The following is a 14799-nucleotide window of genomic DNA, read 5'->3' as shown; positions in this document are numbered from 1 at the left end:
CGACCGTGAGGCTGGACGGCGATGCCTGCTGTGCAGTGGGGGTAGGGGGTGAGGCTTAGAAGCGGTAGTTGGCCGCGACCGTGACGGCGCGTCCGGGCGCCGGCTGGCGGCCCATGGGACTGGTGTCGATGCCGCGGAAGTAGTACTCGCGGTCGAACAGGTTGCTGACGCCGACCGAGGTGGTCAGCTCGCTTTCCTTGAGCTTGAACTTGCGCTCCAGCGAGGTGTTCCAGATCCAGTAGGAGGGCAGCTCGCCGTAGGAGCCGGTGGCGTTCTCCTCGCGGTGGTTGGCGTCGTCCGAATAGGCTTCGCTGACGTACAGGCCGTCCAGGGTGTAGGTCCAGCCCTCGGCGAAGCGCCAGCGGCCGTCGACGTTGAACTGGCTCTGCGAGGCGTAGGGCACCTCGTTGCCTTCGTACTGGCCGGTACGGATCTTGGCGTCGAGGAAGGCGTAGCTGGCGTGCAGGTCGAGGTTGGGCATGGCCGCCGGGGTCCAGAACAGCTCGGTCTCGAAGCCCTGCTGGCGGGTGCTGCCGACGTTCTTCCAGGCGCCGTCCTGGAAGACGATCTGGTCGTCGAAGTCGATGCGGTACAGGTTGAAGTCGTAGCGCAGGTTCGGCAGGGGCGTGTAGCGGAAGCCGGCCTCGTAGTTCCAGGCGACCTCGGAGCTGACGTCGCCGTCGTAGACGATGGTGGTGATCTGCGGCACGCGCAGCGAGCGCTGGGCGTTGGCGAACAGGTACCAGTCGTCGGTCATCTGGAAGCCCACGGTCAGGCCGGGCAGCCATTCGTCGTCGAGGTTCTCGGTCTTCTTGCCGGTGACCGCGTCCGAGTAGTCCTGGTGCACGCGTTCGTGGCGGATGCCGGGGGTGACGGTCAGACGGCCGTCGAGCATGCTGATGGCGTTGCTGATGTAGGTGGCCTTGCCTTCGGTGTCGAAGTCCCAGTCGCGGACGGTGGTCACCGCGTCGGTCTTCAGGCTTCTCCGGTAGACCTCGAACTCGGTGTCCTCGCGCACGTAGCGGCCGCCGATCATCCAGGTCTGGTTCACCTTGTCGCCGTAGATGGTGAAGCTCACGCGCGGTTCGAGTCCCCAGACCTTGTAGTCGCGGGGCGCGTCCTGCTCGAAGGCCGGCGGATTGGCCGGGTTGAAGGTCCTCGCCGAATCCAGGCCGACGTAATAGTTGCGGTAGTCGTGGTGGCCGAAGCCGGTGAAGCTAAATTCCACGTCGTCGGCGAAGCCGAGGCTGCCCAGGTACTGCTTGTAGGTGCCCCACAGGCGGTCGGTGTCGCCCTCGAAGCGGTCGAGGGGGCGGGTCGAGTCGCGGCGGTCCTTGTCGTAGTCCTTCTTGCTGAGGGCGCCGGCCAGGTCCATGTCGGCGTCGTAGCGCTGGATGCCGAAGCTCAGGCTGCGGTTCTCGTCGATGTCCCACTGGCCGCGCAGGCGGATGTTCTCGACGTCGGTGTCGGAGTTGTCGCGCTCGTAGTGGCCGCTCTTGGTGTCGTACTCGAAGAACAGGCCGAGGTTGTCGGTGACGTGGCCGCCGGTGCTGAAGTAGGTGTCGTACAGCTGGTGGCCGCCTTCGTAGAAGGTGATGCGCTCGGAGAGGGTGTTCTCCCACTCCTTGGGAATCGGCTTGCTGATGAAGTTGATCACCCCGCCGACGTTGTTCGGGCCGTACTGCACCGCGGCGCCGCCGCGCACGATGTCGATCCGGTCGACGGTCGCCAGGGTCTGCGGGAACAGCGACAGGCTGGTCTGGCCGTAGGGCGACAGGGACAGCGGGATACCGTCGGAGAGCACCTGCACGCGGCCGCTGCGGCTCTCGTAGAGGCCGCGCACGGAAATCTGCGGCAGCACGCCGGTGCCGGTCTCGTCGAAGATCTTCACGCCCGGCACGCGCTGCAGGGCGTCGTCCAGACCGCGCACGCTGGCCTTCTCCAGATCCTCGGCCTTGACCACGCTGCGGCTGCCGGCGTAGGTGCGGACCTCCTCGTCAGTGGCTTGTCCCAGCACGTCACCCTTGATCGTCGTGGGAGAGAGCGAGACCTGTTCGTCCTTGTCGGTCTCGTTTTCCTGTCGTTCTGCGGCGAGCGCAGGCTGGGCGAGGGCTACAGCCACAGCCAGCAGGCTGAAACGCCAGCTGCACTGGCGAGTGTTGGTCTTCATGGATGGTCAGACTTCTGTGGGTGATTGGAAACTGTTCAGGCGACTCTTCAGCGCGGCGAGCAGCAGGCCGCGGTCTTCGCCGGCGAGGAAGCTCTTGATGCCCTGTCCGCGCCAGTGGCCCATCTGTTCGGCGGTGCGCGGGTTGGCGCAGAAGGGCACGCCGGCGGCGGCGCAGGCGGCGGCCATCGACTGCAGCGCTGCCCAGACCTGCGGATGGGTCGGCTCGGGGCCGAGTCCGAGGTCCAGGGACAGGTCGAGGGCGCCTTCCAGAATCATGCCGACCCCCGGCAGGGCGAGGATCTCCGGCAGGGCGGCGAGGCCGGCGGCGCTTTCGATCATCGGCACGATGCGCGGCTCGCCGTTGGCCAGTTCGATGTAGTCCGGCAGGGCCAGGGCGCCGAAGCCGGTGACCCGGCCGCCGCTGATGCCGCGCCGGCCGCGGGGCGGGAAACAGGCGGCGGCGATGGCCCGCTCGACTTCCGCGGCGCTTTCCACGCGCGGCAGCACGATGGCTTCGAAGCCGGCGTCCAGGGCCCGGCCGATCAGCTTCTCGTCCGCCTCGGGCAGGCGCAGCCAGGGCGCGATGCCGGCGCTTTCGCAGGCGCGCAGGCAGTGCATCAGCTCGTCCCCGGAGCGCAGCAGGTGCTCCATGTCGAGGATCACGAAGTGATAGCCGGCGGCGGCGATCATTTCGCAGAGCAGCGGGGAGGGCAGCGAATTGAGCAAACCAAAGACTTCGTCGCCTTGCTGCAGCCGTGCGAACACATTGGATTGTCGAAGCATAGGGGTGTATGTAAGTCTGACTGTTGTATTAATGAGAATTGTTATTGTTTTGTAAGCGAAACGTCAAGCACTCCGTTTCGTCTTATCGTCATGGGTGAAAATCGGCCGTCGAGCGCCCGGCTAACGCCCGAGCGGCAAATCCGGGCAAGATAGGCCGCTACACCAGACAGAGAGTCCGATCGTGAATACCGACACCGAAGCCTTCGTCGTCGCGGCCACCGCCGAGGAGGCGGTGGACCGTCTCGCCGCCCTGCACCTGCGTGCCACCTCCGCTCTGCGCCAGGCGCTCAAGCGCTACCTGAGCGAGCGGATCGAGCCGGATGCCGCGCAGCGCCAGCTGTTCCGCTATCCCGAGCTGCGCCTGACCCATCTGCCGCAGGGCAAGGTGCCCTCCACCATCCGGGCCTATGCCCGGGTCCAGGCCGCCGGCGTCTACAGCGCCACCGTGACCCAGCCGCAGGCCTTCCGCCGCTATCTGCTCGACCAGCTGCGCCCGCTGATGAACGACTTCAACGTGCAGGTCGAGGTCGGCGTGGGGATGCAGGACATTCCCTATCCCTATGTGGTGGAGCAGGGCGACGAGCTGGCCGGCTCGGGGATCACCGCCGCCGAGCTGGCGCGGGTCTTCCCCAGCACCGACCTGGCCGCGGCCTCCGACGACGTCGCCGACGGCCTGCTCGCCTGGGCCGGCGCCGAGTCCTTCCCGCTGGCGCTGTTCGATGCGGCGCGGGTGGACTTCTCCCTGCGTCGCCTGGTGCACTACACCGGCAGCGACTGGCGCCACGTGCAGCCGTGGATCCTCTTGACCAACTACCACCGCTACGTCGACCAGTTCGTCCGCCACGGCCTCGAGCGCCTGCGCGAGGACGGCCGCTTCGTGCGCCTGGTGCTGCCCGGCAACGTGATCATCGAGCGCGGGACGTCCGAGGAGGATGCCCAGGCGGTGGCCGACGCGGTGGTCTGGCACCGCTACCAGATGCCGGCCTACCATCTGATCGCCGAGGACGGCCACGGCATCACCCTGGTGAACATCGGCGTCGGCCCGTCCAACGCGAAGAACATCACCGACCACCTGGCGGTGCTGCGCCCGCACTGCTGGCTGATGATCGGCCACTGCGGCGGCCTGCGGCAGTCGCAGACCATCGGCGACTACGTGCTGGCGCACGCCTACATGCGCCGCGACGGCATCCTCGACCGGGTGCTGCCGCCGCACATCCCGCTGCCGGCGCTGGCCGAGGTGCAGCAGGCGCTGCAGGAGGCCGCCGCGCAGGTCACCGGCGAGCAGGGCGAGGCGCTCAAGCGTCGCCTGCGCACCGGCACCGTGCTGACCTACGACGACCGCAACTGGGAGCTGCGCTGGGCCCAGGAGCGCCCGCTGATCAACCTGTCGCGGGCGGTGGCGGTGGACATGGAGAGCGGCACCATCGCCGCCCAGGGCTATCGCCTGCGGGTGCCCTACGGCACGCTGCTGTGCGTCTCGGACAAGCCGCTGCACAGCGAGATCAAGCTGCCCGGCGCGGCGAACGCCTTCTACGAGCGGGCGGTGAGCCAGCACCTGCGCATCGGCATCGCCGCCCTCGACCTGTTGCGCGGCCAGCTCGACACCCTGCACTCGCGCAAGCTGCGCAGCTTCGACGAACCGCCGTTCCGCTGAGGCGCGCGTCGTAGGCTGGAAAACCGCGCAGCGTTTTCCACCGGCGCGGGCTCTGGTGGGCAAGGCTGCGCCGTTGCCCACCCTGCCCGGACGCGACGGTCAGGCCGCGCCGAGCATGCCCTGCCGCTCGATGAAGGCGATGATCGCGTCGAGGCCCTGGCCGGTCTTCTGGTTGCTGAACACGAACGGCCGCTCGCCGCGCATCTTGCGGGCGTCGCGTTCCATCACCTCCAGCGAGGCGCCGACCAGGGGCGCCAGGTCGATCTTGTTGATCACCAGGAGGTCCGACTTGCAGATCCCCGGGCCGCCCTTGCGCGGCAGCTTGTCGCCGGCGGACACGTCGATCACGTAGAGGGTCAGGTCGGAGAGTTCCGGGCTGAAGGTGGCGGACAGGTTGTCGCCGCCGGATTCCACCAGAATCAGCTCGAGGCCGGGGAAGCGCCGGTTGAGCTGGTCGACCGCCTCCAGATTGATCGAGGCGTCCTCGCGGATCGCCGTGTGCGGGCAGCCGCCGGTTTCCACGCCGATGATCCGCTCCGGCGCCAGCGCCTCGTTGCGCACCAGGAACTCGGCGTCCTCCTGGGTATAGATGTCGTTGGTCACCACGGCGAGGTTGTAGCGGTCGCGCAGGGCCCGGCACAGCGCCAGGGTCAGGGCGGTCTTGCCGGAGCCGACCGGGCCGCCGATGCCGACGCGCAGGGGGTGGCTGTTCATTATGGTTGTCTCCTGTCAGGAACGGAAAAGACGGCTGTACTGCCGCTCGTGGGCCATGCTGGCCAGGGCCAGTCCGAAGGCGGCGCTGCCCCAGTCGTCGGGTTCGCGTTCGCCGGCCGTGCGTTGCGCCTCGGACAGCGTGGGCAGCAGCAGCGAGGTGAGGCGCTGGGCGGCCTGCTGGCCGAGCGGCAAGGCCTTCATCAGCACCGCCAGCTGGTTCTCCAGCCAGCCCCACAGCCAGGCGGCGAGGGAGTCCTCCGGCGCGATGCCCCAGGCGCGCGCGGCCAGCGCCCAGGCCGGCGCCAGGCCCGGCTCGGCGAGCCGCGCCAGGCAGGCGCGGGACGGCGCGTCCAGCTCCGGCAAGTCCTCCAGCAACTGGCGCAGGGAGTAGCCCATCTGCCGGCTCTCCAGGTGCAGCTCGCGGGTCTCGCGGCTGGCGCGGTGGCGCTCGGCGAGCTCCTCCAGCGCCGCCCAGTCGCCCTCCGTGGCGGCCCTGCAGTGGGCGAGCAGCAGCGGCGCCTCGAAGCGGGCGAGGTTGAGCAGCAACTGGTCCTCCAGCCAGCGCCGGGCGCTCTGCGAGTCGTGCACCAGGCCCTGCTCGACGGCCAGTTCCAGACCCTGGGAGTAGCTGTAGCCGCCGATCGGCAGCTGCGGGCTGGCGAGTCTCAACAACGCCCAGGTCGCGTTCATTTGCGCACGCCGAACTGGTGCAGCTTCGGCGCGTAGCTGAATTCGGCCTCGCCGCCGTGGGAGTGGTGGTGGCCGCCGCCGTAGGCGCCGTGCTCGGGCTGGAAGGGCGCCTCGATGGCTTCGACGCCGGCGCCGAGCTTGAGCAGCATGTCCTTCAGCACGTAGTCGTCGAGCAGGCGCAGCCAGCCGTCGCCGAGCTGCAGGGCGACGTGGCGGTTGCCCAGGTGGTAGGCGGCGCGGGTCAGCTCGAAGGCGCTGGCGCAGGTGACGTGCAGCAGCCGCTCGGGGCGGGCGCGCACGCGGACGATACGGCCGTCGTCGGCCAGCAGGCAGTCGCCGTCGGCCAAAGGCGGCTGGCCGCGCTCGAGGAACAGGCCGACGTCCTCGCCAGCGGTGGTGAAGCAGCGCAGGCGGCTCTTGCTGCGCGCCTCGTAGGTCAGTTCCAGTTCGGCGTCCCAGGCGGGACGCGGCGCGGTGCGTTGGCGAATCGTCAGCATGGCGGATTCCTGGAGGGGCGGCCGGGGCCCGGCGCCGTTCGCCGGCGGCAGGCGGTCATCGGCCGACTGTAGGGCCAAGCGGGGCGCCAGGTCTAGAACAGCGGATGCTCCAGCTTCAGGGTCAGGGAGTCGTCGCACTGGGCGTTCTGCCCCGAATAGGCGCTGCAGCCGCTGCCGCGCAGGTCCGAGCCGCTGTAGCTGACGCCGACCTGCAGGCCGAGCCAGGGGCGCGACAGGTTCAGCGACCAGTCGTTGAAGCGCTGCACGCTGCCGCCGTCGGACAGCGGCACCGGGCGGTCCAGGGCGTGGTTGGCGTATTTCAGGCTCATGTCCAGGTTCAGCGGGTGCAACAGGTCCAGATCGAGCAGCAGGGTGCCGTCGCTGCGCGCCGGGGCCAGGCTCCAGGCGGCACCCAGGCGGCTGTCGGCGAGGCCGATGCCGGCGTAGATCTCGTGCCGGTCGAGGTCTTCCTGGCGCGGAAAGCTGTAGCGGATCAGGCCGAGCTCGTAGCCCAGGGTGTCGTCGGAGGCGCGCTGGTAGCCCAGGTAGGAGTTCATCTCCAGCCGGCTGTTGCCGAGCACGCCGGCGCTCGGCGACCAGTTGCCCAGGTACCAGCCGTCGGGGTGGGTCAGGTCGAAGCCGCCGTGGAAGGCGCCGACCCGTTCCGGCTGCACCAGTCCCTGGGCCATGCTGCGGCTCGGCGTCGAGCCGAGTTTCAGCTCGAAATCGCCCAGTTCGCGCTCCAGCACCTCGGCCTGTGCGCTCGCGGCCGCCCAGGCGAGCAGTGCCAGAACCGCCTTGCTCCTGCCGATCATCGCTTTCTCCCTGTTTCCGGTCGGGCCACCGGCTGCTCCCGCGGCGGAGCCGACGCTGCGGACCAGGCCGCAGGATAGCGCTAGCTCGACGGCCGGGCCCAGTCGTGTCAAAGGGCCAGGGCGCTGGCCGCATGCGCGGAGCATACCGGCATTTTTGCGCTTGATGCTTATCGAGCTTAACGCTTAGGCTGCTTTCATTCCCTGCCGTTCCCCCTTTCCCTGCCGAGGGTCCATCCTTGAACACCGCTTCTCATCCGTTCCACGGGATACTGCTGATTCTCGCCGCCGGACTGGTCCTGGCCAGCCACGACGGCATCGCCAAGTACCTGGCCCTGGGCCATCCGCTGGTCCTGGTGGTCTGGGCGCGCTACCTGTCGCAGAACGTGGTGATGCTGCTGCTGTTCGGGCCGCGCCGGGGCGTGTCCCTGGTCCGCACCCGGCATCCGGTCCTGCAGCTGGTGCGCGGCCTGTGCCTGGTCGCGGTGAGCCTGCTGTTCGTTTCCGGGCTGCGCCACATCCCCATCGGCGAGGCGACCGCGGTGCTGTTCCTCTCGCCGCTGTTCGTCACCGGCCTGTCGGCGACGCTGCTGCGCGAGCGGGTCAGCCGCGGGCAGTGGGGGGCGGTGATCCTCGGCATGCTGGGGGTGCTGGTCATCGTGCGGCCGGGCAGTGCGCTGTTCACCCCGGCGGCGCTGCTGCCGCTGAGCGCGGCCTTCTGCCTGGCGGCCTTCATGCTGCTCACCCGGCGTCTCAGCGAAACCGACGATCCGGTCACCTGCAACTTCCTCTCCAGCCTGGTCGGTTCCCTGCTGATGAGCCTGCTGGTGCCGTTCTACTGGGAAGTTCCCGGTCTGCACGACGGCCTGATGCTCGCCGGGGTGGGCGGCGTGGCGATGTGCGGGCACCTGCTGCTGAGCCATGCCTATCGCTACGCCAGCGCCGCGACCCTGGCGCCCTTCACCTATTCGCAGCTGGTGTTCGCCGTGCTGGTCGGTTTCGTCGCCTTCGACCACGTGCCGGACGGCGGTGCCCTGCTGGGCATCGCCATCGTCATCGCCAGCGGGGTGCTGTCGGTCTGGGTGCAGCGGCAGACGGCCTGAACGCCTGCCGGCCGCCGGGGCGAGGTCAGAGACCGAAGTCGCCGGCGTTCAGGCCCAGCTCGGCGCAGATGCTGCGGCAGACGGTGCGCTCGCTCTCGTCGAAGTTGCCGTCGGAGCTGCCGATCGCGCAGCAGACGCGCACCAGCAGGCGGGCCGCGTCGTCCTTGCCGCGCAGCTTGCAGATCGTGCGCAGGGCCTCGGCGCGGCCGATCTCGGCGTCGAATTCGAACTTGAGGCAGATGTCGGTGAAGGCCTTGATGACGTCCTGGAGGTCGAACACCTTCAGTTCGTTCGAGTTCTGGATGAAGCCGATCATCTTCTGCTTTTCGCTGCTGCTGATGCTGCCGTCGGCGGCCGCCACCAGCGCGCAGCCGGCGACCACTGCTTCCATGAACTCGCGGTTGCGGAACTTGGCCACTTCGGTAGCGAGCTTCTCGCGTGCGGCAGCCGTGTTGCTTTTCAGCCAATCGAGCATTGAATTACTCCTGATCAAATATTGCCGGGAACAGCGGCCGACTATGGTCGATCCGCTGCGGTTTGGCCAGTGCCGTGCCCGGGCCTTGCGCGGGGCAGGCCCGGCGATCCGCACGGAGCCTGGCGTCCGGCGCAGGAGTGGATATGTATCCGAATTTTGGAGTTTCAAGGGCGGCGTCCGCCCCGCTGCCCGGCGAGCCCCTGCTGCCGGGCGTCAGGGCACGCCGTCAGGGGCTGATCGAGTAGCCGCGGGCGCTCATGCAGTTGGCATAGGCCTGCTCCGCGTTGGCGCTGCTCTGCTCGCTGCTGCGATCGGCACGACGGTCCTCGCGACGATCCTGGCGCTGCCGGGAGCCGCTGACCGCCACGCCGGCGGCAGCTGCCTGGCGTGCCTGTTCCTGACGATATTCCTCCTTGATGTCGTCGTCGACCTTGTCGTAGAGGTTCTCGTGCTGCTGGCCGCGTACCTCGGCGACCGCCGCGCCGGCCGCGGCGCCCCGCGCCGCGCCGCGCACGCGGCCGCCCTCGCGGGAATCGTCGCTCTGGCTGGACGAGCTGGCCTGGGCGCTGCCGGCCTGCGACTGGCAGGCGGCGGCATCCGCCTGGATCTGTTCCGGTGTCTGGCCCTTCAACGGGATCACGGTGGCGGCCTGGGCATCGAGCAGCGCGCCGGCCAGCAGCAGTCCGGCGAAGGCGGGTGTGGCGGTGAATCGGAACATGGGGCGGTCCTCCGGAGGTGCGCCGAAGCGCGACAGTCCCTCCAGTCTGGACCCGCCCCCGCGGTCCTGCACGGCGGCGCCGCATCCTGCGTCAGAAGAGGAAATAGCGCTGCGCCAGCGGCAGCACCTCGGCCGGTTCGCACCAGAGCAGCTGGCCGTCGGCCTTGACCTGGTAGGTCTGCGGGTCGACCTCGATCTGCGGGGTGGCGCCGTTGTGGATCAGGTCCTTCTTCTGCACATTCCGGCAGCCCTTGACCACGCCGATTCTCTTTTGCAGCCCGAGCCGTTCCGGCACCCCGGCGTCGAAGGCCGCCTGGCTGACGAAGGTGAGGCTGGTGGCGTGGCGCGCGCCGGCGAAGCTGGCGAACATCGGCCGGTAGTGCACCGGCTGCGGGGTGGGGATCGAGGCGTTGGCGTCGCCCATCAGGCTCGCGGCGATAGCACCGCCCTTGAGGATCAGGGACGGCTTCACGCCGAAGAAGGCCGGGCGCCAGAGCACCAGGTCGGCCCACTTGCCGACCTCCACCGAGCCGACCTCGTGGCTGATGCCGTGGGTGATCGCCGGGTTGATGCTGTACTTGGCGACGTAGCGCTTGACCCGGAAGTTGTCGTTGCCCGGCGCATCCTCGGGCAGGGCGCCGCGTTGCTTCTTCATCTTGTCGGCGGTTTGCCAGGTGCGGGTGATCACCTCGCCGACCCGCCCCATGGCCTGGCTGTCGGAGGAAATCATCGAGAAGGCGCCGAGGTCGTGGAGGATGTCCTCGGCGGCGATGGTCTCGCGGCGGATGCGCGATTCGGCGAAGGCCACGTCCTCGGCGATGCTCGGGTCGAGGTGGTGGCAGACCATCAGCATGTCCAGGTGCTCGTCGATGGTGTTGCGGGTGAACGGCCGGGTCGGGTTGGTCGAGCTGGGCAGCACGTTGGGCAGGGCGCAGGCCTTGATGATGTCCGGCGCGTGGCCGCCGCCGGCGCCCTCGGTGTGGTAGGTGTGGATGGTGCGGCCCTGGAAGGCGGCCAGGGTGGTCTCGACGAAGCCGGATTCGTTGAGGGTGTCGGTGTGGATCGCCACCTGCACGTCGTAGCGGTCGGCGACGGTGAGGCAGTTGTCGATGGCCGCCGGGGTGGTGCCCCAGTCCTCGTGCAGCTTGAGGCCGATGGCGCCGGCCTCGATCTGCTCGACCAGCGGGCCCGGGAGGCTGGCGTTGCCCTTGCCGGTGAAGCCGATGTTCATCGGGAAGGCGTCGGCGGCCTGCAGCATGCGCGCGATGTGCCAGGGGCCGGGGGTGACGGTGGTGGCGTTGGTGCCGGTGGCCGGTCCCGTGCCGCCGCCGATCATGGTGGTGACGCCGCTCATCAGCGCCTCCTCGATCTGCTGCGGGCAGATGAAGTGGATGTGGCTGTCGATGCCGCCGGCGGTGAGGATCATCCCCTCGCCGGCGATCACCTCGGTGGCGGCGCCGACGGCGATGGTCACCCCGGCTGGATGTCCGGGTTGCCGGCCTTGCCGATGGCGGCGATGCGTCCGTTCTTGAGGCCGACGTCGGCCTTGACGATGCCCCAGTGATCGAGGATCAGCGCGTTGGTGATCAGGGTGTCGACCACCGCGTCACTCGCGAGCTGGCTCTGGCCCATGCCGTCGCGGATCACCTTGCCGCCGCCGAACTTCACTTCCTCGCCGTAAACGGTGAAGTCCTGCTCCACCTCGATCCACAGGTCGGTGTCGGCCAGGCGCACCCGGTCGCCGACCGTGGGGCCGAACATGTCGGCGTAGGCTTGTCTGCTGATTTTCATGGCGTTCGTTCCTGTCTGTAGGGTGGACAACGCTCTGCTTGTCCACCGCATTTTCCGTGAGCGGTGGAAAAGCCTGCGGCGTTTTCCACCCTACGCAAGGGTATGGCGAGGGACGGCTACAGCTCGCCCATCACCCGCCCGGCGAAGCCGTAGACCCGGCGCAGGCCGGCCAGCTCGACCAGCTCGACCTCGCGGCTCTGCCCCGGCTCGAAGCGCACCGCGGTGCCGGCCGGGATGTTCAGGCGCATGCCGCGGGCCTGGGCGCGGTCGAAGAGCAGGGCATCGTTGGTCTCGAAGAAGTGGTAGTGCGAGCCGACCTGGATCGGCCGGTCGCCCGTGTTGGCCACGGACAGGACGAGGGTGCGGCGGCCGGCGTTGAGTTCGATCTCGCCGTCCTGGATCTGGTATTCGCCGGGGATCATCGCGGGTTCCTCATGCGATCGGTTGGTGCACGGTCACCAGCTTGGTGCCGTCGGGGAAGGTGGCCTCGATCTGGATCTCCGGGATCATCTCCGGCACGCCCTCCATCACCTGGTCGCGGGTCAGCAGGGTGGTGCCGATGTGCATCAGCTCGGCCACCGTATGGCCGTCGCGGGCGCCCTCGAGCAGGGCGGCGGAAATGTAGGCCACGGTTTCCGGGTGGTTGAGCCTGAGGCCGCGGGCCAGGCGCCGCTCGGCCAGCAGGCCGGCGGTGAAGATCAGCAGCTTGTCTTTCTCGCGGGGCGTCAGATCCATTCAGGTGCTCCAGATGCGGGGGGAAGGGCGTTGCGGCCGAGCAGGGCGGGGCGCAGCAGGCGCCAGAGGCCGATCAGCCAGGCCCGGGCGTGCAGGGCCTGGTCGGCCAGGCAGCGGCCGACCAGCAGATTCGGCAGTTGGGTGAGGTCGCCGCGCACCCGGGCGGGCAGCTCGCGGCAGCGCGCCAGCAGCGCGGCGTCGATCTCGCCGGTGACCAAGAGAGTGGCGAATACCGGCGCGCCGTCCAGGCCGATCGGCGAGTCGAGCAGGCCGTCGCCGCCGTCCAGGCACTGGCGCTCGTGCCAGAGCAGGCGGCCGTCGCGGCGAATATCCAGGGCGGCGCGGTAGCGGCCGGCGGCGAAGCGCTCGCCGCTGGCCGGACGGCCGAGGGCGACGATGTCCCAGTAGCACAGCCGGGCGTCGCCCTCCAGTTCGATGCGGGTGTCCAGCTCGGCCTGGGCGGCGGAGTAGACGATGGTTTCCTGGGGCAGCCATTCCAGGGTGGCGCCGGCCGCCACGCGCAGCCGCAGCCGCTGCGTGGCCGGGGCGGCGGCGCGGTACCACTTGGCCGCGCCGGGGCTGGTCAGCTGCGCCCAGGCGCCGCTGCCGACCTCGGCGGCGATCTCCAGGCGGTCGCCGCCGGCGATGCCGCCCGGCGGATGGACGAGGATGTGCTGGCAGACCTCGGGCCCTTCCGGGTAAAGGTGCTTCTGCACCCGCAGCGGTCCCGCGTGGCGGCGGCGGACCGGACGCGTGGCGTCGCCGGCGCGGGCATAGGCGAGGTCCAGCTCGGCGTGCCAGGCGGGGCTGAACAGGACGGGGGCCGTGGGCGCGTTCATCGGGATCTGCCGTGGTCGTGGAGCGCCAGTGTAGCGTGGCAGCCGAGGGCTGCTCTAGGCCGGTCCGCTTGCTGCGGGTAGGCCGGCCGCGGCGGGTCTGCTTCAATAGCGCCAGGGCGTCCCGTCGGGACGAGGGATGCTAGGGCCTGTTGACGTTTGGGCGTAGGCCCCGTCCCTTCGGGTTGCGCGGCAAATGCCGCCTGCGGCGTTGCGGGACTTGGCAAGGGAATGACCATTGCCGGCGCCCCTCGCCTTGCCGAACGCGGCCCGGCCTGGCGGCATTTGACGCGGCAACGCGGCTCACGCCCAAACGTCAACAGGCCCTAAGGTTTCCGCACACGACCTTATTCCGGGAGGGGATTCCCATGAGCGGTTTTGCCCATGCCGTCGGCGGCCAGACCTGGCGCTTCGACAGTCTTCGCGAATTGCTGGCCAAGGCCAGTCCGGCGCGCTCCGGCGATTATCTGGCCGGGGTGGCGGCAGAGAGCGACGCCGAGCGGGTGGCGGCGCAGATGGCGCTGGCCGAGGTGCCGCTCGGGCACTTCCTGAGCGAGGCGGTGATCCCCTACGAGGCGGACGAGGTCACCCGGCTGATCCTCGACGGCCACGACGCCGCGGCCTTCGCCCTGGTCAGCCATCTCACCGTCGGCGGCCTGCGCGACTGGCTGCTCGGCCCCGAGGCCGACGAGGCGGCGCTGGCCGCCCTGGCGCCGGGGCTGACCCCGGAGATGGCCGCCGCGGTGTCCAAGCTGATGCGCGTCCAGGATCTGGTGCTGGTGGCGCAGAAGATCCGCGTGGAGACGCGCTTTCGCAACAGCCTCGGGCTGCGCGGACGGCTTTCCACCCGCTTGCAGCCCAACCATCCCACCGACGATCCGGCGGGCATCGCCGCCAGCGTGCTGGACGGCCTGCTCTACGGCAACGGCGACGCGGTGATCGGCGTCAACCCGGCCAGCGACAGCCTGGAGGCGATCGGCGAACTCCTGAAGATGCTCGACGCGGTGATCCAGCGCTACCAGATCCCCACCCAGGCCTGCGTGCTCACCCACGTCACCTCGTCGATCGCCGCCATCGAGCGCGGCCTGCCGGTCGACCTGGTGTTCCAGTCCATTGCCGGCACCCAGGCGGCCAACGCCAGCTTCGGCATCGACCTCGCACTGCTGCGCGAGGGGTACGAGGCCGGCCTCGGCCAGAGGCGCGGCAGCCTCGGCGACAACGTCATGTACTTCGAGACCGGCCAGGGCAGCGCGCTGTCGGCCAATGCCCACCACGGCGTCGACCAGCAGACCTGCGAGGCGCGCGCCTACGGCGTGGCGCGGCAGTTCAAGCCGCTTCTGGTGAACACCGTGGTCGGCTTCATCGGCCCGGAATACCTCTACAACGGCAAGCAGATCATCCGCGCCGGCCTGGAGGACCACTTCTGCGGCAAGCTGCTCGGCCTGCCGATGGGCTGCGACATCTGCTACACCAACCACGCCGAGGCCGACCAGGACGACATGGACATGCTGCTGACCTTGCTCGGCGTGGCCGGGGTCAACTTCATCATGGGCGTGCCCGGCTCCGACGACGTGATGCTCAACTACCAGAGCACCTCCTTCCACGATGCCCTCTACGCCCGGCAGAGCCTCGGCCTGCGTGCCGCGCCGGAGTTCGAGGAGTGGCTCGCGCGGATGGGCATCCTGCGCCAGGACGGCGGCCGGCTGAGCCTCGGCGACGAGTTGCCGGCGGCCTTCCGCCCGGCGCTGGCGCGCCTGTCCTGAGCCGCTTGCCCTGTAGGGGCGGATTTATCCGCGATATTCCGCTGGATCGCGGGTAAAT

At 69.3% G+C, this 14799-nt stretch carries 13 protein-coding genes and 2 pseudogenes; 3 read left to right on the top strand and 12 right to left on the bottom strand.

Annotation, left to right across the window (positions count from 1 at the left end):
* Window positions 1-55: 55 nt before the first annotated feature.
* Window positions 56-2170 (bottom strand): TonB-dependent receptor family protein, encoded by a 2115-nt coding sequence (locus Atro_RS09520; protein ID WP_497927387.1) that lies wholly within the window; start codon window positions 2168-2170, stop codon window positions 56-58.
* Between the two features lie 6 nt (window positions 2171-2176).
* Entirely contained in the window at window positions 2177-2953 is a 777-nt protein-coding gene (locus Atro_RS09515) for an HpcH/HpaI aldolase family protein (protein WP_497927386.1), read from the bottom strand.
* A 181-nt stretch (window positions 2954-3134) separates the two neighbouring features.
* Between Atro_RS09515 and amn the strand changes: the two genes are divergently transcribed.
* Window positions 3135-4607, top strand: a complete 1473-nt coding sequence (gene amn / locus Atro_RS09510) for an AMP nucleosidase (RefSeq protein WP_497927385.1) — start codon at window positions 3135-3137, stop codon at window positions 4605-4607.
* A gap of 99 nt (window positions 4608-4706) precedes the next feature.
* Here the strand turns inward: amn and ureG are convergent, their stop codons facing one another.
* The 4 genes from ureG to Atro_RS09490 form a co-directional block, all read right to left on the bottom strand.
* Complete coding sequence (ureG, locus tag Atro_RS09505; RefSeq protein WP_497927384.1) at window positions 4707-5321, bottom strand: urease accessory protein UreG; 615 nt, start codon at window positions 5319-5321, stop codon at window positions 4707-4709.
* A 15-nt stretch (window positions 5322-5336) separates the two neighbouring features.
* The gene (locus Atro_RS09500) at window positions 5337-6011 is read right to left on the bottom strand and encodes an urease accessory protein UreF (RefSeq protein WP_497927383.1); all 675 of its coding nucleotides are present in this window, start codon (window positions 6009-6011) and stop codon (window positions 5337-5339) included.
* Window positions 6008-6508 (bottom strand): urease accessory protein UreE, encoded by a 501-nt coding sequence (ureE, locus tag Atro_RS09495; RefSeq protein ID WP_497927382.1) that lies wholly within the window; start codon window positions 6506-6508, stop codon window positions 6008-6010. The genes Atro_RS09500 and ureE overlap by 4 nt, the downstream gene beginning before the upstream one ends.
* A gap of 92 nt (window positions 6509-6600) precedes the next feature.
* Window positions 6601-7323 (bottom strand): TorF family putative porin, encoded by a 723-nt coding sequence (locus tag Atro_RS09490; protein WP_497927381.1) that lies wholly within the window; start codon window positions 7321-7323, stop codon window positions 6601-6603.
* A gap of 236 nt (window positions 7324-7559) precedes the next feature.
* Here Atro_RS09490 and Atro_RS09485 point away from each other — a divergent pair, with 236 nt between their 5' ends.
* On the top strand, window positions 7560-8423 hold the full coding sequence (locus Atro_RS09485) for a DMT family transporter (RefSeq protein WP_497927380.1): 864 nt from the start codon (window positions 7560-7562) through the stop codon (window positions 8421-8423).
* A 25-nt stretch (window positions 8424-8448) separates the two neighbouring features.
* Here Atro_RS09485 and Atro_RS09480 read toward each other — a convergent pair whose 3' ends face one another.
* The 6 genes and pseudogenes from Atro_RS09480 to Atro_RS09455 form a co-directional block, all read right to left on the bottom strand.
* The gene (locus tag Atro_RS09480; protein ID WP_497927379.1) at window positions 8449-8898 is read right to left on the bottom strand and encodes a tellurite resistance TerB family protein; all 450 of its coding nucleotides are present in this window, start codon (window positions 8896-8898) and stop codon (window positions 8449-8451) included.
* Between the two features lie 226 nt (window positions 8899-9124).
* Window positions 9125-9616, bottom strand: a complete 492-nt coding sequence (locus Atro_RS09475) for a hypothetical protein (protein ID WP_497927378.1) — start codon at window positions 9614-9616, stop codon at window positions 9125-9127.
* A gap of 91 nt (window positions 9617-9707) precedes the next feature.
* A pseudogene (gene ureC / locus Atro_RS09470) lies at window positions 9708-11407 on the bottom strand (urease subunit alpha).
* Window positions 11408-11523: 116 nt separating this feature from the next.
* Window positions 11524-11829: an urease subunit beta gene (locus Atro_RS09465; protein ID WP_039805844.1), complete on the bottom strand. Its 306-nt coding sequence runs from the start codon at window positions 11827-11829 to the stop codon at window positions 11524-11526.
* A gap of 10 nt (window positions 11830-11839) precedes the next feature.
* Window positions 11840-12142 (bottom strand): urease subunit gamma, encoded by a 303-nt coding sequence (locus Atro_RS09460; RefSeq protein WP_497927377.1) that lies wholly within the window; start codon window positions 12140-12142, stop codon window positions 11840-11842.
* Window positions 12143-12981: pseudogene (locus Atro_RS09455) on the bottom strand (urease accessory protein UreD).
* Between the two features lie 365 nt (window positions 12982-13346).
* Here Atro_RS09455 and Atro_RS09450 point away from each other — a divergent pair.
* Window positions 13347-14741, top strand: a complete 1395-nt coding sequence (locus Atro_RS09450) for an ethanolamine ammonia-lyase subunit EutB (protein WP_497927376.1) — start codon at window positions 13347-13349, stop codon at window positions 14739-14741.
* Window positions 14742-14799: the final 58 nt, after the last annotated feature.

The sequence above is a fragment of the Azotobacter tropicalis genome (genome assembly GCF_059739045.1).
The sequence above is the reverse complement of the archived record's forward strand: the minus strand, read 5'-3'. Positions and strand labels throughout refer to the sequence as shown.